Origin of the sequence: Kitasatospora sp. NPDC059327 (assembly GCF_042752535.1) — a bacterium.
Taxonomy (GTDB): domain Bacteria; phylum Actinomycetota; class Actinomycetes; order Streptomycetales; family Streptomycetaceae; genus Kitasatospora.
Genome location: NZ_JBHYYB010000020.1, coordinates 17,560 through 41,607 on the forward strand (window position 1 = coordinate 17,560; position 24,048 = coordinate 41,607).

General features: G+C 74.7%; 16 protein-coding genes and 1 pseudogene. 13 read left to right on the forward strand and 4 right to left on the reverse strand.

The genetic code is table 11. From position 1 onward, the window contains the following. The first annotated feature begins 163 nt into the window (after nt 1-163). On the forward strand, nt 164-1,291 hold the full coding sequence (locus tag ACFXHB_RS14890) for a GuaB3 family IMP dehydrogenase-related protein (protein ID WP_380574535.1): 1,128 nt from the start codon (nt 164-166) through the stop codon (nt 1,289-1,291). A 22-nt stretch (nt 1,292-1,313) separates the two neighbouring features. Here ACFXHB_RS14890 and ACFXHB_RS14895 read toward each other — a convergent pair whose 3' ends face one another. Beyond that, nucleotides 1,314-1,889: a hypothetical protein gene (locus ACFXHB_RS14895; protein ID WP_380574536.1), complete on the reverse strand. Its 576-nt coding sequence runs from the start codon at nt 1,887-1,889 to the stop codon at nt 1,314-1,316. A 252-nt stretch (nt 1,890-2,141) separates the two neighbouring features. On the opposite strand from ACFXHB_RS14895, the gene ACFXHB_RS14900 reads away from it, so the two are divergent. Then, entirely contained in the window at nt 2,142-4,097 is a 1,956-nt protein-coding gene (locus ACFXHB_RS14900) for a protein kinase (protein ID WP_380574537.1), read from the forward strand. Between the two features lie 34 nt (nt 4,098-4,131). On the opposite strand, the gene ACFXHB_RS14905 is transcribed toward ACFXHB_RS14900, so the two are convergent. Further along, nucleotides 4,132-4,671, reverse strand: coding sequence for an SHOCT domain-containing protein (locus ACFXHB_RS14905; RefSeq protein WP_380574538.1), 540 nt, complete (start codon nt 4,669-4,671; stop codon nt 4,132-4,134). 112 nt (nt 4,672-4,783) lie between these two features. Between ACFXHB_RS14905 and ACFXHB_RS14910 the strand changes: the two genes are divergently transcribed. From ACFXHB_RS14910 to ACFXHB_RS14945, 8 genes and pseudogenes are all read left to right on the forward strand, one after another. After that, nucleotides 4,784-5,878: a protein kinase gene (locus ACFXHB_RS14910; RefSeq protein ID WP_380574540.1), complete on the forward strand. Its 1,095-nt coding sequence runs from the start codon at nt 4,784-4,786 to the stop codon at nt 5,876-5,878. A 156-nt stretch (nt 5,879-6,034) separates the two neighbouring features. Next, complete coding sequence (locus ACFXHB_RS14915) at nt 6,035-7,810, forward strand: protein kinase (RefSeq protein WP_380574541.1); 1,776 nt, start codon at nt 6,035-6,037, stop codon at nt 7,808-7,810. A gap of 137 nt (nt 7,811-7,947) precedes the next feature. Continuing rightward, nucleotides 7,948-9,585 carry a succinic semialdehyde dehydrogenase gene (locus tag ACFXHB_RS14920; RefSeq protein WP_380574542.1) on the forward strand — a complete coding sequence of 546 codons (1,638 nt, stop codon included), beginning with the start codon at nt 7,948-7,950 and terminating at the stop codon, nt 9,583-9,585. Nucleotides 9,586-9,660: 75 nt separating this feature from the next. Then, nucleotides 9,661-11,463 carry a GMC oxidoreductase gene (locus ACFXHB_RS14925; RefSeq protein WP_380574543.1) on the forward strand — a complete coding sequence of 601 codons (1,803 nt, stop codon included), beginning with the start codon at nt 9,661-9,663 and terminating at the stop codon, nt 11,461-11,463. Between the two features lie 272 nt (nt 11,464-11,735). Continuing rightward, entirely contained in the window at nt 11,736-13,289 is a 1,554-nt protein-coding gene (locus ACFXHB_RS14930) for a hypothetical protein (RefSeq protein ID WP_380574545.1), read from the forward strand. A 1,104-nt stretch (nt 13,290-14,393) separates the two neighbouring features. Next, on the forward strand, nt 14,394-15,962 hold the full coding sequence (guaA, locus tag ACFXHB_RS14935; RefSeq protein WP_380574546.1) for a glutamine-hydrolyzing GMP synthase: 1,569 nt from the start codon (nt 14,394-14,396) through the stop codon (nt 15,960-15,962). A gap of 226 nt (nt 15,963-16,188) precedes the next feature. Further along, nucleotides 16,189-16,752, forward strand: a pseudogene (locus ACFXHB_RS14940) (DoxX family protein); the annotation flags it as partial. 198 nt (nt 16,753-16,950) lie between these two features. Further along, nucleotides 16,951-17,229, forward strand: a complete 279-nt coding sequence (locus tag ACFXHB_RS14945) for a Rieske (2Fe-2S) protein (protein WP_380574644.1) — start codon at nt 16,951-16,953, stop codon at nt 17,227-17,229. Nucleotides 17,230-17,260: 31 nt separating this feature from the next. On the opposite strand, the gene ACFXHB_RS14950 is transcribed toward ACFXHB_RS14945, so the two are convergent. Beyond that, nucleotides 17,261-17,482, reverse strand: a complete 222-nt coding sequence (locus ACFXHB_RS14950) for a hypothetical protein (RefSeq protein ID WP_380574547.1) — start codon at nt 17,480-17,482, stop codon at nt 17,261-17,263. Beyond that, nucleotides 17,479-18,915, reverse strand: a complete 1,437-nt coding sequence (locus tag ACFXHB_RS14955) for a PspC domain-containing protein (RefSeq protein ID WP_380574548.1) — start codon at nt 18,913-18,915, stop codon at nt 17,479-17,481. Before ACFXHB_RS14955 ends, ACFXHB_RS14950 begins: the two co-directional genes overlap by 4 nt. Before the next feature lie 262 nt (nt 18,916-19,177). Between ACFXHB_RS14955 and ACFXHB_RS14960 the strand changes: the two genes are divergently transcribed. The 3 genes from ACFXHB_RS14960 to pcrA all read left to right on the forward strand — a co-directional run bounded on the left by ACFXHB_RS14960 (nt 19,178) and on the right by pcrA (nt 23,959). After that, a complete protein-coding gene (locus ACFXHB_RS14960) occupies nt 19,178-20,530 on the forward strand; it encodes a PspC domain-containing protein (RefSeq protein WP_380574645.1) in 1,353 nt (450 codons plus the stop codon). Then, a complete protein-coding gene (locus ACFXHB_RS14965) occupies nt 20,523-21,221 on the forward strand; it encodes a LuxR C-terminal-related transcriptional regulator (RefSeq protein WP_380574549.1) in 699 nt (232 codons plus the stop codon). Before ACFXHB_RS14960 ends, ACFXHB_RS14965 begins: the two co-directional genes overlap by 8 nt. An 83-nt stretch (nt 21,222-21,304) precedes the next feature. Beyond that, nucleotides 21,305-23,959 (forward strand): DNA helicase PcrA, encoded by a 2,655-nt coding sequence (pcrA, locus tag ACFXHB_RS14970; protein WP_380574550.1) that lies wholly within the window; start codon nt 21,305-21,307, stop codon nt 23,957-23,959. The last annotated feature ends 89 nt before the right edge of the window (nt 23,960-24,048 follow it).

The following is a 24,048-nucleotide window of genomic DNA, read 5'->3' on the forward strand; positions in this document are numbered from 1 at the left end:
TCGGCCCGGTCAGGGGGGCGAGGGCGGGTGCGGGGACGACCGACCTCCGGCCTCCCGTCCGGCAGTCGGAGGCGAGCGCGCGCGTCCTGGCAGGTGCGGGATACTGGGGGCGGCCGGGGTGACCCGGCGGGTATGAGCAACAAACCAGAAGGGCTCGAACGAAGTGACTGAGATCGAGATCGGGCGAGGCAAGCGCGGCCGCCGGGCGTACGCGTTCGACGACATCGCCGTCGTCCCCAGCCGCCGCACCCGGGACCCGAAGGAGGTCTCGATCGCCTGGCAGATCGACGCCTACCGCTTCGAGCTGCCGTTCCTGGCCGCCCCGATGGACAGCGTGGTCTCCCCGCAGCAGGCCATCGCCATCGGCCGCCTCGGCGGTCTGGGCGTGCTCAACCTGGAAGGCCTCTGGACCCGCTACGAGGACCCGCAGCCGCTGCTCGACGAGATCGCCACGATCACCGACGAGGCCGCCGCCACCCGCCGCCTGCAGGAGATCTACGCCGCGCCGATCCGGGCCGAGCTGATCAAGCAGCGGATCCAGGAGGTCCGCGACTCCGGCGTGGTCACCGCCGCCGCGCTCTCCCCGCAGCGCACCGCCGAGTTCTCCAAGGCCGTCGTGGACGCCGGTGTCGACGTCTTCGTCATCCGCGGCACCACCGTCTCCGCGGAGCACGTCTCCAGCGGCGCCGAGCCGCTCAACCTCAAGCAGTTCATCTACGAGCTGGACGTCCCGGTGATCGTCGGCGGCTGCGCCACCTACACCGCCGCGCTGCACCTGATGCGCACCGGTGCGGCCGGTGTGCTGGTCGGCTTCGGCGGCGGCGCCGCCCACACCACCCGCAACGTCCTCGGCATCCAGGTGCCGATGGCCACCGCCGTCGCCGACGTCGCCGCCGCCCGCCGCGACTACATGGACGAGTCCGGCGGCCGCTACGTGCACGTGATCGCGGACGGCGGCGTCGGCTACAGCGGCGACATCCCCAAGGCCGTCGCCTGCGGCGCGGACGCGGTGATGATCGGCGCGGCGCTGGCCCGGGCCACCGACGCCCCGGGCAAGGGCTTCCACTGGGGCATGGAGGCCGTCCACGAGGAACTGCCGCGCGGGAAGCGGGTGAACCTCGGCACCGTCGGGTCCACCGAGGAGATCCTCACCGGCCCGTCGCACACCCCCGACGGCACCATGAACCTGTTCGGCGCGCTGCGCCGCGCGATGGCCACCACCGGCTACACGGAGCTCAAGGAGTTCCAGCGGGTCGAGGTCACGGTCAACCCGGCGCTCCACCACCGCTGAGCCGCTCGCTGTGCGCGGGGCCCTAGTCCCGGGCGGCCGTGCGGCGGGTGAGCAGGAAGCCGCCGATCACGGCGATGCCGTAGAAGACCACGTCCAGCAGGCGGCGGTCCGAGCGCCAGAGGGTCAGGGCGTCGCGCAGCAGGTCGCCGTACGCGGTGCCGGCCAGCTCGTGCAGCCGGCGGGTCCGGCCGATCAACTGGCCGAGGAAGAGCGCGCCGGCCGAGAGCAGCGCGCCCAGCGGCGGCAGGGCACGGCCGCGGCCGCCGAGCCGGCCGAGCGGCCACGCGATGGCGGCGGCCGGGGCGATGGCCAGCCAGCCGACGGTGCCGGCGGCCCGGTGCGGCGCGAGTCCGTACGCCAGCGCGCCGGCCAGCATCGCGCCGACGGCGAGGGTGACCGCGACGGCGGTGCGGCCGCTCCGGCTGCCCCGGTCGGGCGCGGCGGCCTCGTCGGCGGGGTGGTAACCGGCCACCGGGGCGCCGGGCATGCCCGGGGCGACATAGCCCTCGGGGGTCTCCGGCTCCGGTGCGACGGAGTAGTGCGTGGCCGTACGCGGCCGGTCCGACCGGCCGTCAGCGCCCGGTACGGGTGCGGTCATGGGCGTCGAATCCCCCCGGGAAAGACGGTGAGCTGCCGAACGCTAGCAGCGCCCGGGGGCGCCCGGACAGAGTTTTCGATCACAGATCGGGCACGGAGCGCCGTGCCCGGCCGGGTCCGGCACCAGGGTGGCCGGGGGCCGGGTGGTCGCGGGCCCTCCGGACAGGGGATGATGGAGGCTTGGCGTCCGGGCCCGCGCCGGGCCGACACGCCGTCACCTCGACCGCCGGCAGCACATGGGGGAACGTTCCGAATGACCCAGGCGCAGGGTTCCACCGGCCGCCTCCTGGCCGGCCGCTACCGGCTGGACGCGGTGCTCGGACGCGGCGGCATGGGCACCGTCTGGCGTGCCGAGGACGAGATGCTGGGCCGCATCGTCGCGGTCAAGGAACTGCGGATGAACGGCAGCGTCGACGAGGACGAGAAGCACCGGCTGATCGTCCGGACGCTGCGCGAGGCCAAGGCGACCGCCCGGATCCGGCACAGTTCGGCCGTCACCGTCTTCGACGTGGTCGAGGAGGACGACCGGCCGTGGATCGTCATGGAGCTGGTCGAGTCCCGCTCACTGGCGGACGTGATCAAGGAGGACGGTCCGCTGGCGCCCGGTCGGGCCGCCGAGATCGCGCTCGACGTGCTGGGCGTGCTGGTCGCCGCGCACGCGCACGGCATCCTGCACCGCGACGTGAAGCCGTCCAACGTGCTGATCGGCGAGGACGGCCGGGTGGTGCTCACCGACTTCGGCATCGCCAGCGTCGAGGGGGACGCCTCGGTGACCTCCACCGGCATGCTGGTCGGCGCGCCCTCGTACATATCCCCGGAGCGCGCCCGCGGGCAGAAGCCCGGTCCGCCGGCCGACCTCTGGTCGCTGGGCGGCACGCTGTACGCGATGGTCGAGGGCCGGCCGCCCTACGACCGGGGTTCCGCGCTCGCCACCCTGACGGCGGTGATGACGGAGGACCTCGGCACCCCGCTGAACGCCGGGCCGCTGGGCCCGGTCATCGAGGGGCTGCTGACGAAGGACCCGGCTGAGCGGCTGGACGCCTCGCAGACCCGCTCGCTGCTCAAGCGGGTGGTGGCCGAGGCCACCACCCGGGCGGAGTCGACCACCGAGCACGCGATGCCGGTGAAGCCGGCCGCCGGGGACACCCGGGAGAGCGAGGCCGGCGGGGCCGGGGACGACACGGGGAAGAAGCCCGCGGGCGGGGGCACCGGCCGGCGCCCGGTCGGCGGGCTGCTCGGCACCGTCCGGGTGGGCAGCCGGGCCAAGGACGCCAAGGCCGCCGAGGACGCCAAGGCCACCGAGGAGCCGGAGCAGTCCGCGGCCGGGGCCACCGCCGCCGGAGCCGGGCCCGAGCCGATCCGGCCGGTGACCAGCGAGTGGACCCTCGGGGCGACCCAGGCCGCCGGCGCGGACCCGCACAAGGGCCGGCGGCGGCTGGCCGTGGTCACCGTCGTGGTGGTGCTGCTGCTGATCGCCGGGGCAGTGGCGATGGTGCGCGCCTTCGGCGACTCCGACGGTGGGTCGGCCAACGGCGCCGGCGCGACCTCCCCGGCCGCCTCCGAAGCCGGCACCTCGGCGGCGGGCAGCGCGCCGCCCGGGACCGAGACGCCCGGGACCCCGCCGCCGGTGAATCCGGGAACGCCGGCCGCGACGGTCCCGGCCGGTGGCGGGGCCGGTGCGGCCGAGACCTCCCCGGCCGGCTCGCCCGCCCCCGCGACCCACCCCGTCAGCGCGCCGCCGACCCCGGCGGCGACCGGCGCGGTGGTCCCGGCCGGGTACCACGAGTACAAGGACCCGACCGGCTTCTCGGTCGTCCTGCCGGACTGGCTCCAGCCCGCCGGGTCGGAGTCCATCCGCCGGGTCTTCAAGGGCAACGGGAGCACCCTGCGGATCGAGTGGACCACCACCCCGGGCCCGAGCGCGGTCGACGACTGGCAGGCCTCCGAGCCCGGGCTGCGCGGTCAGGTCAGCAACTACCAGCGGGTCCAGTTGCAGGCCATCACCTACCGGGAGTGGGCCAACTCCGCCGACTGGGAGTGGACCAACGGCACTCCCCGGATGCACTCGCTCAACCGGGGCTTCGTCACCGGCTCGCCGGCCAAGTACGGGTACTCGATCTACTGGATCACCCCGGACGCGGACTGGAGCACGCCGGCGAGCACGCAGGCCCGCCAGGTCGCCTTCGACACCTTCCAGCCCGCGCCGTAGGGCGGTCCGGCCGCCCGGCCCCGGCGGCCGGGCGTCAGCCGATCAGGCGCTGCTTGGCGCGGCCGAACTCCTCGGCGGTGAGCGCCCCCGCCGCGTGCAGGGCGGCCAGCCGCTCCAACTGGTCCAGCAGCTCGGCCCCGGTGGAGGCGGCCGGCGCGGCGGCGGGCAGCGCGGGGGGCTTCACCGCGGCGTCGCGGACCAGCCGGGCGGCCGCCCGGAGCTGCTCTGCGAACACCTCGGCCTTGACCACGTCCTCGAACCGGTGCGAGCCGGTGAGCGCGACCACCAGCAGTACCTCGCCGTTGAACCTGGTCCTGGTGACGGTCGCGTCCGTCACCGCGGTGAGCGGAACCGGGACCGGCGGCTTGCCGTCCTTGAGGAAGAGCAGCCGCTGGGTGGTCAGGACCAGGACGCCCTTGCGGAAGTGATCGGGATGACGCCCCGCCGTGGAGGCGACCGGCCTCTCGTCCGGCACGACGTTCGCCTCGACGGTACGCAGGGCTTCGGCCCGGTTGCCACGGTCGCTGTTGCCGGCCACGTCGAAGGCCGCGTCGATCAGATCGCTCCAGTCCATGGCACCGAGCGTAGTGCGGCTGCCGGCGGGCCCCCGTTCGGCCGGACGCCGCGCACCCGGCGAGGATCGGTGGGGCAGGGCCTAGGCTGGGCGGTGAGCGAGAGGAACACCCATGCGAGCGGGGCCGGGTCAGGTATTGGCGGGGCGTTACCGACTGACGGACCATCCGGAGGCGCTGCGCGCCCTCGCCGTGGACGAGCGGACGGGAGCCGTCGTCCTCCTGCGCGCCCTGGAGCTGCCCGCGCTGCTGACCGGCGGTCACGACCCGGACGACCCGGTGCCCGAGCAGGGCGACCGGTTGGTCCGCCGGGTGGCCGCGGTGGGCTCGGCCGCACCGGTGCACCCGAGGCTGCTGCAGGGCGTCGGCGCGTTCGTCGAGGGTGAGTCGCTCTGGACGGTGGAGGAGCGGCCGGCCGGTGTGCCGCTGGCCGATCTGGCCGCGGCCGGACCGATCGCGCCGTACCGGGCGGCCGAGTTGGCGGCGGACCTGGCCGGCGCGCTGCGGGCGCTGCACGAGGCCGGGCTCACCCACGGCAATCTGACCGCCGGGTCGGTGCTGGTCTGCGAGGACGGCGCGGCCCTGCTGGGCGGGCTGCTCCCGGGGGTGGCCGAGGAGGCGTTGGCCGAGGAGTTGGGCGGGCCCGGCGGGCGCCGTCGGTACGAGGTCCGGGCCACCCTGGTGGGGCCGGCGGCGGAGCGCTGGCCGTTGGACGGCGGCCCGGCCGGCGACTGCTGGGCGCTCGGTGTACTGCTGCACCGGCTGGTGACGGGCCGCTCGCCGTACCCCGACCAGGGGGTGCCGGAGTTGGTGACGGCGGTGCGGGACGGCCGGCGGGAGCCGTCGACGGCGTGCGGGCCGCTGGCGCCGCTGGTCGAGCGGCTGCTGCAGCCCGATCCGGCGCTGCGGCCGGCGGCGGAGGGCATCCGGCGGGAGCTGGCGGACCTGCTCGCGGGCGCCCCGGAGCCGGTCGACGAGGAGCGGGCGGCGCGCGCGGTCGAGCCGCGCCCGGAGGGCCCGCTGGTGCCGCTGAGTCCGCGTCGGCGCGGCCGCGGCGCGCCGGCCCCGGCGGCGGTCACGGCGGACGCCGGCCCGCTGCCCGTTCGGGCACCGTTGCTGCCGCCGGCCCTGCTGGGCCCGGTCCTGGTCGGCGCGGTGTTCCTGCTGCTGGTGCTCGGGGTGGCGGCCGTGGTGATGTTCGCAGGCTGACGGTGCCCGCCCGGCGCTTGCCATCCCCGCCACGGTCGGGGGAGATTACCGGTGTCCGGGTGGTGCGCCTAGGGTGTGCCTGAGATCTGTTCGAAAACTGGTCTGTACCGGGCCCTCCGTCGCGGTGACGGCAGGTGGAGGAGGGAGCGGTCGCCGATGGGCGTGCAGAACCGGCCGGAGGCGGCCGAGGCGGAGCGGTTGCTGGCCGGGCGCTACGAGCTGGGCGACCGGCTCGGCCGGGGCGGCATGGGCACGGTCTGGCGGGCCTGGGACCGGATGCTGGACCGCGAGGTCGCGGTCAAGGAGCTGACCGTCAGCCACCTCCCCGAGGAGGAGCTGCAGATCCTGCACGCCCGGATGAAGCGCGAGGCCAGCGCGGCCGCCCGGATCAAGCACCCCGGGGTGATCACCGTCCACGACGTGCTGGAGCAGGACGGCCGGCCGTGGATCGTGATGGAGCTGGTCGACGGCCGCTCGCTGGCCGATGTGATCAGCCAGGACGGCACCCTCCAGCCGCGCGCCGCCGCCGAGGTCGGCAGCCAGGTGCTGGCCGCGCTGCACCGGGGGCACCAGCTGGGCGTGCTGCACCGGGACGTGAAGCCGGCCAACGTCCTGCTGGAGCGCGGCACCGGGCGGGTGGTGCTGCTGGACTTCGGGATCGCGACGTACGAGGGCTCCGCCGAGCTGACCCGGCCGGGTGACCTGGTCGGTTCGCCGGACTACCTGGCACCGGAGCGGGCCCAGGGCGAGCGGCCCGGCCCCGCCTCCGACCTGTGGGGTCTCGGGGCGACGCTGTACGCGGCGGTGGAGGGCGAGTCGCCGTTCCGCCGGACCTCGCCGCTGACCACGCTGGCCGCGGTGGTCGGCGAGCCGCTGCCGGAGCCGCGGCGGGCCGGGGCGCTCGGGCCGGTGCTGGCCGCGCTGATGGCCAAGGACCCGGCGGAGCGGCCGGGCGCGGACGAGGCGGCCCGGATGCTGGACGAGGTGAAGGCCGGGCACACCGTCGGCTTCAAGCCCGTCGCCGCGGTCAAGATGCCGACCCAGTCCGTTCCGGTGGTCGACCGGACCGACGGGTCGGCCGGTCCGGCGCCGGACGCGGCCTCCGAGGGGCCGACCGCGCCGCGGCCTCCGGCCGGGGACGCCGGGACCGCGGACACGCCGCCGGTGGCGCTCGCCGGGGTGCTCGGTAGCGGGGCGCTCGGTGCCTCGTCCGTGCCGGCGGCGCACTCCGCTCCCGTGACGCCGGGGGCGCACCCTGCATCATTCGCGCCGGGGGCGCACCCTGATTCGCCCGCGCGTGGCCCGGCCAGGCGCCGGGCTGTGCTTCAGCTCGTCGCGATCGGGCTGGCCGTCGGCGTGCTGGCCGCCGGGGCGACCTTCCTGGCGATCCGCGCCGGCGGCGGGACCTCGGCGGGCGGTCCCACGGCGACCGGCTCCGGAACGCCGCAGCCCAGTGAGTCCGGCGACGCCGATCCGCCGCCCACCGGCTACCGCTGGGTGAACGACCCGGCGGGCTTCCGCTTCCCGCTGCCGGTGGCCACGCCGGCCTGGCAGCGCAGCACCGACACCGCCAACCAGATCTTCTACAGCCCGGACAACAAGACGCACTACCTCCAGTTCGCCGTCACCGTCGGTCAGTCGGTCAAGCCGCTGGAGCACCTGCGGCAGATGGAGACCACGGTCTCGAAGCTGAAGGACTACCGCCAGCACAAGCTGACCAGCGTCTTGGTGAACGGCCACGACGCGGCGGTCTGGGAGTTCAGCTACGCGGCCAAGGAGGGTGGCCGGCGGCGGGCCATAGAGGCGGAGTTCATCGACGCGGACGGGACCGGCTACGCCATCTACCTGTCCAGTCCGGACACGGACAAGGACTGGCCGGAGGGGGAGCAGCGGTTCAACGCGGTGCTCCGGGACTTCACACCGACCCGCTGAGCCGGCCGACCGCCGAGCGGCTGACCCGCTGAGCCGGCGACCCGTCGAGCGGCCGGCCCGCCGGTGGGGCGCGGCGCGCCGACATTGTTGTTACCGACGGGTACCGAACCGGCCCCCGAGCGCCTAGGCTGCGCCCCATGACGGACCTCACAGCAGATGCCACGGTCTCCGCGCGGCCCGGCGCCGCGGACCGCAACCCCGCCGCCCCCGGCGGCGGCCGCACCGTCGCCGCGGTCGTTCCGCCCTCCCTGGTCGCCCGCCTCGCCGCCGGGGTCACCGCGGCGGGCGAGCCGGACCTGGTGGAGACCGTCGCCCCGCTGACCGGTGAGCGGCTGGCCGCTCTGCCGCGCTCGACCCCCGGCGACGTCGAGGTCGCCTACGAGCTGGCCCGGCGGGCCCAGCCGGCCTGGGCCGCGCTGCCGGTCCGCCGCCGCGCCGCCGTCCTGCTGCGCTTCCACGACCTGCTGCTCAAGCGCCAGGACGAAGTGCTGGACCTCGTCCAGGCCGAGACCGGCAAGGCCCGGCTGCACGCCTTCGAGGAGGTGCTGGCCGTCGCGATGGCGGCCCGGCACTACGGGCGCGCCGCGCACGGCTACCTGCGCGACAAGCGGCACGGCGGGGCCCTGCCGCTGCTCACCCACGCGGTCGAGGCCCGTCGCCCCAAGGGCGTGATCGGGCACATCTCACCCTGGAACTACCCGTTGGAACTGTCCGTCGGGGACGCCCTGCCCGCCTTCGTGGCCGGCAACGCGGTGGTCAACAAGCCGGACACGCAGACCGCGCTGACCGCGCTCTGGGCCCGCGAGCTGCTGATCGAGGCCGGCCTGCCGGCCGACCTCTGGCAGATCGTGATCGGCGACGGCCCGGTGGTCGGACCGGCCGTGGTCGAGCACGCCGACTACGTCTCGTTCACCGGCTCCACCCGCACCGGCCGCGAGGTCGCCCAGCGCGCCGCCGCCCGGCTGGTCGGCGCCTCGCTCGAACTCGGCGGCAAGAACGCCATGCTGGTGCTCGCCGACGCGGACCTCGACCGGGCCGCCGAGGGTGCCGTCCGGGCCTGCTTCTCCTCCGCCGGTCAGCTCTGCATCTCCATCGAGCGACTGCTGGTGCACCGCGCGGTGGCCGACGAGTTCCTGGCGAAGTTCGCCGCGCGCACCCGCGCGCTGCGCCTCGGCGGCGGCCTCGCCTACGGCGCGGACATGGGCTCCCTGGTCTCCGTACGGCAGTTGGACGCCACCACCCGTCATGTGGAGGAGGCGGTCAAGGCCGGTGCCACCGTGGTGGCCGGCGGCCGTGCCCGGCCGGACCTCGGCCCGTTCTTCCACGAGCCGACCATCCTGGACGGGGTCACCCCCGAGATGGCGGTCTGCACCGAGGAGACGTTCGGCCCGGTGGTCTCGGTGTACCGCTTCGACACCGAGGACGAGGCGGTGGCCGTCGCCAACGCCACGCCGTACGGCCTCAACTCCAGCGTCTGGACGAAGGAGCTGCGGCGCGGCCGGGCGATCGCGGCCCGGCTGCGCACCGGAACGGTCAACGTCAACGAGGCCTATGCGGCGGCGTACGGCTCGGTCGGCTCGCCGATGGGCGGCATGGGCGAGTCCGGGCTCGGCCGGCGGCACGGCGCCGAGGGCATCCTGCGGTTCACCGAGGCGCAGACCATCGCCGGCCAGCGGGTGATGCCGCTCGCGCCGTCCTTCGGCCTGGACGACCGGCAGTTCGCCGCGGTGTTCACTGGCGGGCTGCGGGTGTTGAAGGCCCTGCGCTTCAAGTAGTCCCGGTCCGTCCACCGGCCCGGCCGGCCCGGTCCGGTCCTGATGTCCGTTCGTTTCCCGAAGGAGCAGTGGCACATGGTGGGGTCCCGCGACGAGGCGGACTTCGACTACGACGTGGTCGTGATCGGCTCGGGCTTCGGTGGTTCGGTGGCCGCGCTGCGGCTGACCGAGAAGGGGTACCGGGTCGCCGTCCTGGAGGCCGGGCGGCGCTTCGAGCGCGACGAGCTGCCCAGGAACTCCTGGGACCTCGCCAAGTACCTGTGGGCGCCCAGGCTCGGCCTGTACGGCATCCAGCGGATCCACCTGCTGGCCAATGTGATGATCCTGGCCGGTGCCGGGGTCGGGGGCGGCTCGCTGAACTACGCGAACACCCTGTACGTGCCGCCGAAGGCCTTCTTCGAGGACCGCCAGTGGCGCCACATCACGGACTGGCAGGAGGAGTTGGCGCCGTTCTACGACCAGGCGCAGCGGATGCTCGGGGTCCGGCTCAACCCGACCGTCACCCCGTCCGACGTCCATCTGCGGGCGGCCGCCGAGAAGATGGGCGTCGGGGACACCTTCCACATGGCGCCGGTCGGGGTCTTCTTCGGCGACGGGCGGGACTCCGACCGCACGGCCGAGGCGGCTCCCGGCGAGGAGGTCGCCGACCCGTACTTCGGCGGGGCCGGCCCCGCCCGGCGGGCCTGCGTGGAGTGCGGCGAGTGCATGACCGGGTGCCGGCACGGCGCCAAGAACATGCTCACCGAGAACTACCTGTACCTGGCCGAGCGCGGCGGCGCCGAGATCCACCCGCTCACCACGGTGGCCCGGATCCGCGAGCGCGGCGAGGGCTTCGCGGTGGACGTCCGCCGGACCGACGCCCGCTCCACGACCGACCCGGTGAAGGCGGGGGCGCGGACGATCACCGCCGCCCGGGTGGTGGTCGCGGCCGGCACCTACGGCACCCAGCGGCTGCTGCACCGGATGCGCGACGGCGGTCACCTGCCCCGGATCTCCGGCCGGCTCGGCGAGCTGACCCGGACGAACTCCGAGGCGCTGGTCGGCGCGCAGACCACCGACCGGCGCTACGGCGCCCGGGCGGACTTCACCAAGGGTGTCGCGATCACCTCCTCGATCCACCCGGACGAGAACACCCACATCGAGCCGGTGCGCTACGGCAAGGGCTCCAACGCCATGGGCGCCTTGTCGATCATGCAGGTGAAGGGCGGTGGGAAGGGTCCCCGCTGGCTGCGCTACCTGGGGACGGCCGCCCGGCACCCGGTGACCTTCGCGCGGTCGATGAACCAGCACCGCTGGTCGGAGAAGACCATCATCGGCCTGGTGATGCAGTCGCTGGACAACTCGATCACCGTCTCGCTGAAGACGAAGGGCCTGGGCAAGGGGCAGCTGACCTCCACCCAGGGCCACGGGGCGCCCAACCCGAGCTGGATCCCGGCGGCGGAGGAGGGGGCCCAGGCGCTGGCCGCCGAGATCAACGGCTTCGCGGGCAGCACCGTCGGCGAGATCTTCGACATCCCGATGACCGCCCACTTCCTCGGCGGCTGCCCGATCGGCGACTCCGCGGAGACCGGTGTGGTCGACCCGTACCACCGGCTCCACGGCCACCCGGGGATCAGCGTGGTGGACGGTTCGGCGGTCTCCGCCAACCTCGGGGTGAACCCCTCGCTGACGATCACCGCGCAGGCCGAGCGGGCCCTGTCGATGTGGCCCAACAAGGGCGAGGCGGACGGCCGCCCGGAGCCGGGCGAGGCGTACCGCCGGGTCGGGGCGGTGGCGCCGGTGCGCCCGGCCGTGCCGGCGGAGGCCTTCGGGGCGCTGCGACTGCCGCTGCTGGCCGTGCCGACGGTGCCCAAGAAGCCCGGCGCCACGGCCTCCTGACGCTCGGCCGGGTGTGGCGGGCGCCGTGTCCAGGACCGGTTGACAGCCGTCCGGGCACGATGGGATAAACGGGGCTCCCTGGGGGGACCAGGGGGCACCGTTGTGTGTGTGGGGGGGGATCGCGGTCCATGGCCATCTGCGCATCGTGCGGCGCGGCTTCGGGGGCGGGGGCGTTCGGCTGTGCCTCCTGCGGACGGCCGCTGACGCCGCCGCCGCCCCTGCCGCCGCCCGCCGCTCCGCCTGCTCCGCCCTCGGTACCAGCTCCGCCCTCGGTGCCCGCCCCGCCCGTCTTCGCGCCGTCGGCGCCGGGCGGTTGGGGTGCCGGCCGGCCCTACGACCCCGCCGCCGCGCGGCCGGCCGTGCTGCGCGGGCTCACCGGTGACTGGCGGCCGGCGTTCACGGCGCTGATCGCGCCGACCGCGGTGCTGTTCCTGGCGGCGCTGATCGCCGCGGTCCCGGACGGCTACACCTTCTTCTACCTCTTCGAGGCGCCCTCCTTCGGCAAGCGGTTCGGTGCCGCCCTGACGCTGGCCCTGTCCGCCCTCGGCGCGCCGTTCGAGCTGGGCTTCTCCGGCGGGGAGCGCTACGCGGACGGCAGCGGGGAGGCGATCGTCCGGGCGGTGCCGATGACGGTCACCGCGCTCTGGCTGGGCGCGCTCTGGCTCGGCCTGCGGGCCGGGGCTCGCCGGCGGCAGGCCCGTACCGGTGCGCAGCCGACCAGGCGGCAGGCGGCCGACGAGGCGCTGCGCACCGCGGTGGCCGCGGCGGCGGTGACCCTGCTGATCGGGCTCGTCGCCGGTGCCTCCTGGCGGCCCGGGTCCGCGCGCGGCGGGTTCGACGCGGGGGACTACTACGGCGACGCCGGCGGGGTGACGTACACGGCCGGCTCCGGCTGGCCGCAGGCCGTCTGCTGGGCGGCGCTGCTCGCCGCACTGGCGGCGTTCACCGTGCACGGGACGGACGCGTTGCGCTGGGCGGCCTGGCGCAACCGGGTGGTGCGCGGCTGGGCGGTGGCCGGGTTGGCGGCGGGCCGGGCGCTGGCGATGACGATCGGCCTCGCCGCGCTGGTCGGCTTCCTGCTGATCCTCGTCCAGGACGCGGACGGGCAGACCGGCGCCGCGCTGACCGTGCTGCCGAACGTCGCGCTGCTGCTGCTCGGCCTGGGCTCGGGGGCGACGCTCAGGACGACGAGCGACGCGAGCGGCCCGCGCGCCGACTGGGAGGGCGAGAGGTCCGACCAGGGGTTCTCCTTCTTCGACCTGGGGCACCAGAGCGCCGACTGGCGGTGGACCGGTCTGCTCGCGCTGGTCGGGGCGGCCCTCCTCGGGTGGACGGCGTACCGGCGCCGGCTGGACGCGGCGGACCGGCTCCGGTTGGCGGTGGTGCACGCGGCCGCGCTCAGCCTGCTGATGCCGATCGCCGGCGCGGTGCTCTCGACGGGTTCGACCGCGACGTACCTCGGCCGCCGGCAGGAGCTCGGCCACGAGTACGCGGTCGGCCTGGTCTTCCCCACCCTGCTGCTGGCCAACGTGGTCTGGGCGGCGATCGGCGCGCTGGCGGTGCCGCCGTTGTTGGCGGCCGTCGGCAGCCGTCCGGTGGCCGGCCCGCCCGGGGTACCGCCGCCACTGCCGTACCAGGGGGCGGCGCCGTCCCCGGCCGGTGTGCCGCGCGAGGCCGGGCCGGAGCCCGCCGTGCCGGTGGGGGTGAGCGAGGTGATCGGCTCGTACGAGGAGCCGCCGTCGTTCCCGGGCGGCGGGGTGCCGGCCGCCCGGCCGCCGGGGGAGGACGACCAGGTCGACCCCAGCGTCTGGCGCAAGCAGCGGTAGCGGCCGAGGGGCGCGCGGCCAACGGCCCGCGCCCCTCGCTCGTGACCGCCGGGCCGCGGCTCCGGCCGCCGCGGTGAGCCCCGGCCCCGGACAGGGCAAAGGGCCCCGCGGGGGAACGGGGCCCTTTGTCGCTCAGCACGCGGCGTCAGGGCTGCGCCGGTGCTGGGGTGACGGCGCCGGGGGAGGAGCGCCGTCGCGTCGGATGGCTCGTGGGTCGTGCCGCCGCGGTGCCGGCATGAGCTGGGCCGGTCGCGCGAGGCGGGTCCGCACGCGGCGGGGCGGGCCGGCGCGCATGCCTGCGCCGAGCTTTCGCTCACGGAGCGTGAGGTGATAATCGTTGCCATCGTGGGTCTCGGTGGCAAGGGGGCGGCACTCCGCAGTGGTCCTTCGGCCGCCGGGAGAACCTCTTCCCACCAGCATCGTGATGGACGAAGGGCTTGCTCTGCAACCGATTCGGCATGATTCGGCACAGTCCATTTTCGGCCCGGCCGGTGCGCGACGAAGCGTCCGCGGCGGCTCGGCGGCCCCTCGGGAGATCGCGGGCGGGTGCTAGTGATGATCACCGTGCGTAGTGGTGGCGCCGGAGCGCACCGGGACGCGCGTAGCGGCGCGGGACGGTGAACGGCTTGCGCCGGGGTGCGGCGGCCGGTACCCGGGCGTCCCCGGGGCCGGCCGCCCCACCTCCTTGGGTCCAGTCGCGGCCGGGGTCGCTGTCCCCTGCTGGCCGGCCGCGGCACCCGCGCGCGGTCCCACGGCGCACCGCTCCCGGCGGGGCCGGGACAGCGGTGGCGCCACGCGCGCCGGTGGACTGGGATGAGCTCCACGCGTGGTCCTGCAAGCCCGCACGGCGGCGCCCCTGCCGGGGCGGAGGCGGCGCACCTGGCGGGCGCGGCGCGGTCGTGCGGTCGTCAGATCCAACGAAGCGGCGGCCCGGCCGGTCACGGCCTCCTGGACGTGCAGACGAGTGAAACCGGCCAGCCCGGTAGACTCGTGCCCAGACCCCCGCCCGTCGCCCGTCGCCGCCCTCCCGGGGCGTGCGCCGCGACATCTCTAGATACCGCTGCCGGAAGGCCGTCCGTGTCCTCTGCTATTCCCGACCAGTCCGTGCCTGAGACCGACACCGTCCTGGTGGTCGACTTCGGCGCCCAGTACGCCCAGCTCATCGCCCGTCGGGTGCGTGAGGCCCGGGTCTACAGCGAGATCGTGCCGAGCAGCATGCCGGTCGCCGAGATGCTCGCCAAGAACCCGAAGGCGATCATCCTCTCCGGCGGCCCCTCGTCGGTCTACGAGCAGGGCGCGCCGCAGCTCGACCGCGCGATCTTCGAGGCCGGGGTGCCGGTCTTCGGCATGTGCTACGGCTTCCAGCTGATGGCCAAGACGCTCGGCGGCACCGTCGACAACAGCGGTGCCCGTGAGTACGGCCGCACCCCGCTGGTCGTCTCCCGCACCGGCTCGACCCTGTTCGAGGGCGTCCCGGCGCAGCACTCGGTGTGGATGTCGCACGGCGACGCCTGCTCGGCCGCGCCCGAGGGCTTCACCGTCACCGCCTCCACCGACGTGGTGCCGGTCGCGGCCTTCGAGAACGACGAGGCCCGCCTGTACGGCGTGCAGTACCACCCCGAGGTGCTGCACTCCGACCACGGCCAGCAGATCCTGGAGCACTTCCTCTACCGCGGCGCCGGCATCGCGCCGACCTGGACCACCGGCAACGTGGTCGACGAGCAGGTCGCGCTGATCCGCGCCCAGGTCGGCGACAAGCGCGCGATCTGCGGGCTCTCCGGCGGCGTGGACTCCGCGGTCGCGGCGGCCCTGGTCAACAAGGCCATCGGCACCAAGCTGACCTGCGTCTACGTCGACCACGGTCTGATGCGCAAGGGCGAGACCGAGCAGGTCGAGAAGGACTTCGTCGCGGCCACCGGCGTGCAGCTGAAGGTCGTCGACGCGCAGGAGCGCTTCCTGACCGCGCTGAAGGGCGTCAGCGACCCGGAGGAGAAGCGCAAGATCATCGGCCGGGAGTTCATCCGGGTCTTCGAGCAGGCCCAGGCCGAGATCGTGGCCGAGGCCGGCGAGCACGGCGAGTCCGTGGACTTCCTGGTCCAGGGCACCCTGTACCCGGACGTGGTGGAGTCCGGCGGCGGCACCGGCACCGCCAACATCAAGTCGCACCACAACGTCGGCGGTCTGCCCGAGGACCTGCAGTTCCAGCTGGTCGAGCCGCTGCGCAAGCTGTTCAAGGACGAGGTCCGGATGGTCGGCCAGGAGCTCGGCCTGCCGGAGGAGATCGTCCAGCGCCAGCCGTTCCCGGGTCCGGGCCTGGGGATCCGGATCGTCGGCGAGGTCACCAAGGAGCGTCTCGACCTGCTCCGCGAGGCCGACGCGATCGCCCGCGAGGAGCTGACCGCGGCCGGTCTGGACCGCGAGATCTGGCAGTGCCCGGTGGTGCTGCTCGCCGACGTCCGCAGCGTCGGCGTCCAGGGCGACGGCCGGACGTACGGCCACCCGATCGTGCTGCGCCCGGTCTCCTCCGAGGACGCCATGACGGCCGACTGGTCGCGCCTGCCCTACGAGGTGCTGGCGAAGATCTCCACCCGGATCACCAACGAGGTCCCCGATGTGAACCGCGTGGTGCTGGACTGCACCAGCAAGCCGCCGGGCACCATCGAGTGGGAGTAGGCACTCCCCGCCGGCGTTGAACCGGTGCTGAACGGCCGCGCCGTCGTTCCCGTATACAAGGGAGCGGCGGCGCGGCCGTTCGCGGTGGGCGGCCGGGGCACCGGGCGCCCACCGGGTGGGATCTCCCACCGAATGCGGTCACGAGCGTGCAGAATGCGGACCGGACCTGTCAGGTGATGGCAGGCCGTGAAGGAAGGTGTGAGGGATGTCGGAGGCCAGCGGCTCCGTGGCGACCAGCGGCTCCACGGCGGGCGGCGACTCGGCGGCGGCCGGCGACTCCGCGGCGACCGGTGCGGTGGGCGGCGGCGGGGCGCGGCGGCTCGCCCTGCTCAGGGCGACCGCCTCCCGGTACGCGCTGCTGCCGCTGCGGATCTTCCTGGGCGTCACCTTCGTCTACGCGGCGCTCGACAAGCTCGCCGACGCGCACTACCTGGCCGGTGCGGGCGACCCGGCGTCCTTCGTGTCGCAGACCCAGGCGGCCAAGGGCTCCAGCCCGATCTCGTTCCTGCTCGGCGCCGCGCTCGACGCGCCGACCCTGTTCGCGCTCGCCATCGCCTTCGGTGAACTGGCGGTCGGCCTGGGCACCCTGTTCGGCCTCTGGGGCCGGGTCGCGGCCCTCGGCGGCGCGCTGATCAATCTGAGCCTCTGGCTGACCGTCAGCTGGAACGTCTCGCCGTACTACCTCGGCAACGACCTCGCCTACCTGCTGGCCTGGACCCCGCTGGTGCTGGCCGGCACCCCGTACCTCTCGCTGGACGGCTACCTGGCCGGGCGGGCCGCCCGGGACCGCGGGCGCGGGCTGCGCGAGCGGCTCGTCCGGCGGCGGGCGCTGGTGGACGGCGGGATCGCGGCCGTCGCGATCGGCGGTGCCGGGCTGCTCACCGGCTCGCTGACCGCCACCTTCGGCCGGGACAGGAAGGCCGCCGGACCGTCGGCCGCGCCGGCGCCCGCCGGGCCGACCGTGTCGGTGGACGCCGCGAGCGTCCCGGTGGGCGGATCGGCCCAGGTCAAGGACCCGGCGACGGGTGACGCGGTCTACATCGTCCAGCCCAAGGCAGGCCAGTACTGCGCCTTCTCCTCGGCCTGCACGCACTCCGGCTGCGCGGTCGACGCCCCGAAGAACGGCCAGCTGTACTGCCCCTGCCACGGCTCGCGGTTCGACGCGGCCACCGGCGCGGTGGTGAACGGCCCGGCCACCAAGCCGCTGCCCCGGTACGGCGTCACCAAGGACGGCGAGAAGCTGAACCTCGGGCCGCTGCAGAGCTGAGCGGCACCGGGACGCACGACCGGTCCGGGGCTCAGGGCGCGTCCCGGCCCCGCCGGTCCGCGCCGCCGCGCCGGACCGCCGCCGCGACCGCCCCGGCCAGCCCGCCGAGACCGAGCACGATGAAGGTCACCGGGATGACGATCCGGCCGTTCACGGAGATGTCGTTCAGCGCCGCCACCAGGTAGAGCACCGCGATCACGGTGAACAGCCCCCCGGCGATCAACGAGAACAGGTCGAGCTGGTGCTTCCTCACGACTGGACCACCTTGATGTCGCCGAGCCCGACCCGCAGCCTGAGGTCGAGCGTGCCCTTGGATGTCTGACCGTTCACCGGACGCAGCTGGAAGACGCGGGACGTGTCGCTGCCGGCCTCGTCCGCCCCGGGGACGCCGATGTGGCCCATCCCGACCCTGGCGTCCAGGTTCACCGTCACGTCCGGCGGCACCAGGACGGTCAGCTGCCCGGCCCCGAGTTCGACGGTGCTGCGCAGGGTGGTGCCGGCCGGGTCGAGCCGCGAGAGGTCCAACCGGGCGTTGCCGAGCCCGAGGGTGTACCGCTCCTCCAGGCCGTCCGCCGCGACGACCCGCCAGTCCCGGTCGCCGACCGCGTTCTGGACCGAGAACGCCGAGCCGTGCGAGAGCGCGAGCGCCAGGGTGAGCAGCAGGCCCGGCACGACCAGCTTGCGGGCCCGGCCGAACTTGGCGGCGACCAGCAGGGTCAGCCCGATGACCAGCAGCGCGGTGGCCAGCACCGTGCCGGTGACCACCGCCTTGTCGCCGTGGGCGGAGGCCGACCAGACCGCACTGGCCGCGCCGACCGCCAGGAGCAGCCCGATCAGGCCGAGCGGCGAACGCTCGGGCCGGTGGCGCACCACGGCCGGCCGCGGCGGCGGGCCGGCCGGCCCGCCCTTGCGCAGCGGGTCGCCCTCGGGCAGGTCGGGGCGCTGCCACCAGGGCTGCGCCGGGCCGCCGGGCGGCGGGGTGGCGGTTCCGCCGTACGGGTTGCGCTCCGGGTGGCGGGGGTCCCACAGGTAGCCGCTCGGGCCCGCGTGCGGGGTGTCGGTCGGGACCGTGCCGGCCGCCCGGTCCCGGGCGTGCTGCTCGCGGGCCCGCTCGCCCTCGTCCGTGCGCGACCAGCCGTAGTCGGCGGTCGGCGGCTCCGGTTCGGGGAACCAGCGGTCGTACGGGCCGTGCCCGCGGTCCCGGCCGCGCCGGCGCCCGCGCTGCCGGCCGCGGCGCCGCTCCGGGTCGTAGCGGACCGCCAGGAAGGCCAGCGCCCCGAGCAGCAGCAGCGGGAACATGGTGTCCCCGTCGCCCATCGAGGCGAAGAAGACGCCGGTGCCGATCACGGTCAGCAGCACCGCGCCGATCGACTGGCCGTCCACCCGGCCGGTGAGCACCCGCTGGAGCTCGGTGCGGCCCGCCCTGTCGCCGCCCCGGCCGTCCGGGACCGGTTCGGTGGGGATGATCAGCCAGGCCAGCCCGTACAGGAACAGGCCGAGGCCGCCGGAGAGGCAGAGCACCACCGTCAGCACCCGGAAGACCACCGGGTCGATGTCCAGGTGCCGACCCAGGCCGCCGCAGACACCGGCCACCACGCGGTGGTGCTCGGTGCGGTTCAGCGGTGGGCGTTCCGGTGCCGGCGGGGCGCCCGGCCCGGTCTCCTGGATGCGGTGGTCTTCGGTCATGTGCACCATCCTGGGGGCTGGCGCGGCCGCGCCCAACCGGTGCGAGCCCTGTCCGTACCCTGACTTGTCCCTGAGAGGGTTGGGGGTCGCACCCTGATGCGCCCGGGCCCGCGTGCGTGGAACCATCGGTGCCGTGGCAGCACCCGGTACCGATCCCCGTCCCCTCGTCCCCGACGCCGCGTCGGCGGCGAGTGCCGACCCGGCCGCGCCCGGCGGCGAGCGCCCGCCGTACCGGCGGCTCTACCGGAGTCCGCAGGGCCGGATGCTCGGCGGCGTCGCGCACGGGCTCGCCGTGCACCTCGGGTTGCCGGTCACCTGGGTCCGGGTCTCCTTCGTGCTGCTCTTCTTCGCCCAGGGGATCGGCGCGCTGCTGTACGCGGCGTTCTGGTTCGTGGTGCCGATCGGCATCGGCGAGCCCGCGCAGCGCGGCGGCGCGCACTGGGTCTACGTCAACGGCGCCTTCGTGCCGTCGGGCTCCTGGCAGGCCTCCGGGGCAGTCGGGGCGGAGCTGAGCAAGCGCCGGCGCGGCTGGATCGGCCGGCTGCGCGAGCTGCTCCAGCACGCGTTTCAGGGCGAGCCGGCCGCGGTCGCGGGCGAACCCGGCGAGGAGCCGGGCGCGGCCCGGTCCGCCGCCGGGCGGCGCCAGGGCGGCCTGGGCCAGCTCGCCGCGCTGGTCATGCTGGTGATCGGTCTGATCGCCCTGCTCAACGCGCTCGGCGTGCAGACCGCCCGCCCGTACACCTGGCCGCTGCTGGCGATCGGGGTCGGGGTCGCGCTGGTCTGGCGGCAGGCCGACGACTCCCGCTGGCAGCGCTGGTTCGGCCTGGAGGAGGGCGAGAAGCGGCGCGGCGCCTACACCCGGGTCGGCGGCGGCGTGCTGCTCGTGGTGGCCGGCACCATCGCCTTCCTCGCCACCCAGGGCAGCGGCTCCACGCTCGGCTCGGTGGTCGAGGCCTCACTGGCGGTGCTGGCCGGCGTCCTGGTGCTGGTGGGCCCGTACGCGCTGCGGATGTGGCAGGACCTCGGCGCCGAGCGGACCGCCCGCATCCGCGCCCAGGAGCGCGCCGAGATCGCGGCGCACGTCCACGACTCGGTGCTGCACACCCTGACCCTGATCCAGCGCCGGGCCGAGGACCCGCGGGAGGTGCTGCGGCTGGCCCGGGCCCAGGAGCGCGAGCTGCGGCTCTGGCTCTACCGCCCGGAGGCGGTCGCCGAGGACGCGCCGGACACCATGGCGGAGAGCCTGCGGGCGGTGGTCGCCGAGGTCGAGGACCGGCACGGCGTCCCGGTCGAGCTGGTCATGGTCGGCGACTGCCCGATGGACGAGCGGATCGTCGCGCAGATGCAGGCCGCGAGGGAGGCGACGGTCAACGCGGCCAAGTACGGTGGCGGAGGACCGGTCCAGGTCTACGCCGAGGTGGAGGGGAGGACGGTGTCGGTGTTCGTTCGCGACCACGGCCCCGGCTTCGACCCCGACACGGTGCCCGAGGACCGGATGGGTGTCCGTGAGTCGATCATCGGCCGGATGAAGCGCAACGGCGGTACCGCACGGGTGCGGCCCGCGCCGGACGGCGGCACCGAGGTCGAGCTGGAGATGGAGAGAACGAATGACTGACGCAGCGCCGATGGGGGGGACCCCGGCCGAGGGCGGGGGAAGGGTCGCGCGGGTCGTGCTGGTCGACGACCACCGGATGTTCCGGACGGGCGTGCGCGCGGAGATCGGACGCACCGAGGTCACCGGCATCGACGTGGTCGGCGAGGCCGACGACGTGGAGTCGGCGGTCCGCGTGGTCGCCGAGACCAGGCCCGACGTGGTGCTGCTCGACGTCCACCTGCCGGGTGGTGGCGGGGTCGAGGTGCTGCGCCGCTCGGCCGGGCTGATGGGCGAGCAGGTGAAGTTCCTGGCGCTGTCCGTCTCCGACGCCGCCGAGGACGTCATCGGGGTGATCCGCGGCGGTGCCCGCGGCTACGTCACCAAGACGATCACCGGGACGGACCTGGTCAACGCGGTCTTCCGGATCGCCGACGGCGACGCGGTGTTCTCGCCGCGGCTGGCCGGCTTCGTGCTGGACGCCTTCGCGGCCACCGACACCCCGCCGGTGGACGAGGACCTCGACCGGCTGACCCAGCGCGAGCGCGAGGTGCTGCGGCTGATCGCGCGCGGTTACGCGTACAAGGAGATCGCGAAGCAGCTGTTCATCTCGGTGAAGACGGTGGAGAGCCACGTCTCGGCCGTGCTGCGCAAGCTCCAGCTGAGCAACCGGCACGAGCTGACCCGCTGGGCCACCGCCCGCCGCCTGGTCTGACGGGCCCCGCGACAACGCCCGCCCGGCCGGATTCCCTCCGGCCGGGCGGGCTTGTCAGTGGGGGGCCATAGACTCGGAGTGCCATGAGTAGCCTCTTTGACGACCTCCCGCTCCCCGGTTTCGAGGCCCCCGCCGCCGGGTCGAAGCAGCAGCCCGCCGCCACCCCGATGGCGCAGGAGCCGCCGCCGTTCGAGGACGACGTCCCCTACGACGTCCCGTACGACGCCTACGAGGAAGCGATCCCGGAGGGGCTCTTCCAGACCGACCACACGGCCGAGGCCGAACGGGACGCCTACTACCGCAACGGCGCCGCCCGGCCGGTGGTGGACCCGGCCCAGCTGCTGGAGGGGATGAACGACCCGCAGCGCGAGGCGGTGCTGCACGCCGGCTCGCCGCTGCTCATCGTGGCCGGCGCCGGCTCCGGCAAGACCCGCGTGCTGACCCACCGGATCGCCCACCTGCTGGGCGCCCGCGGGGTGCAGCCGGGCGAGATCCTGGCGATCACCTTCACCAACAAGGCGGCCGGCGAGATGCGCGAGCGCGTCGAGCAGCTGGTCGGGCCGCGGGCCCGGGCGATGTGGGTGTCCACCTTCCACAGCGCCTGTGTGCGGATCCTGCGCCGGGAGAGCAAGCTGCTCGGCTTCACCTCGTCGTTCTCGATCTACGACTCGGCCGACTCGCAGCGGCTGATGTCCCTGGTCTGCCGGGACCTCGACCTGGACCCGAAGCAGTTCCCGCCGAAGTCCTTCACCTCCAAGGTCAGCAACCTGAAGAACGAGCTGATCGACGAGGAGACGTACGCCGACCAGGCCGCCAACCCGACGGAGAAGAAGCTGGCCGAGGCCTACTTCCTCTACCAGCGGCGGCTGCGCGAGGCCAACGCGCTCGACTTCGACGACATCATCATGACGACGGTGAACCTGCTCCAGGCGTTCCCCGACGTCGCCGAGCACTACCGGCGGCGGTTCCGCCACATCCTGGTCGACGAGTACCAGGACACCAACCACGCCCAGTACATGCTGGTGCGGGAGCTCAGCGGGGGCTCCGCCGCGGCCGCGCCGAAGCGCACCGTGGACGGCGACTTCGTGGACCCGGCGGCCGGGCGCCTGGCCGAGGTGCCGCCGGCCGAGCTGTGCGTGGTCGGTGACGCGGACCAGTCGATCTACGCCTTCCGCGGCGCGACGATCCGCAACATCCTCCAGTTCGAGGAGGACTACCCGAACGCGACCACCATCCTGCTGGAGCAGAACTACCGCTCCACGCAGACCATCCTGAGCGCCGCCAACGCCGTCATCGAGCGGAACACCAGCCGGCGGGAGAAGAAGCTCTGGACGGCCGGCGACCACGGCGAGAAGGTGGTCGGCTACGTCGCGGACGACGAGCACGGCGAGGCCCAGTTCATCGCCGACGAGATCGACCGGCTGACCGACCGGGGCGAGGCCAAGCCCGGCGACGTCGCGATCTTCTACCGGACCAACGCCCAGTCCCGGGTGTTCGAGGAGGTGTTCATCCGGGTCGGCCTGCCGTACAAGGTGGTCGGCGGGGTGCGCTTCTACGAGCGCAAGGAGGTCCGGGACGTCCTGGCCTACCTGCGGGTGCTGTCCAACCCGGAGGACACCGTGCCGCTGCGCCGGATCCTCAACGTGCCCAAGCGCGGGATCGGCGAACGGGCCGAGGCGATGATCGACGCGCTCGCCGGGCGCGAGCGGATCTCCTTCGCGCAGGCGCTGCAGCGGGTCGACGAGGCGTACGGGATGGCCGCCCGGTCGGCGAACGCGGTGAAGAAGTTCAACGCGCTGATGGCCGGGCTGCGGCAGGTCGTGGAGTCGGGTGCCGGGCCGGCCGCGGTGCTGGAGGCGGTGCTGGAGGAGACGGGGTACCTCGCCGAGCTGCAGGCCTCCACGGACCCGCAGGACGAGACCCGGGTGGAGAACCTCCAGGAGCTCGCCTCCGTCGCCCTGGAGTACGAGCAGGATCCGGGCGAGCGGCCCGACGCGGGGGAGGACGGCGCACCGCCGGTCGGCTCGCTGCCCGACTTCCTGGAGCGGGTCGCGCTCGTCGCGGACTCCGACCAGATCCCCGACGACGACGAGGAGGGCCGGGGCGTCATCACGATGATGACCCTGCACACCGCCAAGGGACTGGAGTTCCCGGTGGTCTTCCTGACCGGCATGGAGGACGGCATCTTCCCGCACATGCGGGCGCTCAACCAGGTCAAGGAGCTGGAGGAGGAGCGGCGGCTCGCGTACGTCGGGCTCACCCGGGCGCGGGAGCGGCTCTACCTGACCCGCTCGGTGCTGCGCAGCGCCTGGGGGCAGCCCTCGTACAACCCGGCCTCGCGGTTCCTGGAGGAGATCCCGGACACCCTGGTGGAGTGGAAGCGCACGGGGGGCTCGGCGGTGCCGGCCTCGCGCGGGTACTCCTCCGGGGCCTCCTGGGGCGGGAAGTCCGCCGGTGGCTCCGGTGGCTCCGGGGGCTCCTCCCGGGGCGCGTCGCGGGGTGCGGCGGCGGCCTCGCCGAAGGCGGGCTGGGGACAGTCGGCGCGGCGGGCCGGCGCGGCGGTCGAGCGCGAGGTCGTGGCACTGGCGGTCGGGGACCGCGTCACCCATGACACCTTCGGTCTGGGCACGGTGGTGGCCACCGCCGGTGTGGGTGAGAAGGCCCAGGCCACGGTGGACTTCGGGACGGAGGGGCGCAAGCAGCTGCTGCTGCGGTACGCGCCGGTGGAGAAGCTGTAGGGCTCGGCGCGCGGGCCCGGGTGCGCCGGGCCCGCGCGGTGCCGGCCGCTGTCGGTGCCGACCGCCGACGGTGCCGACCGCCGACGGTG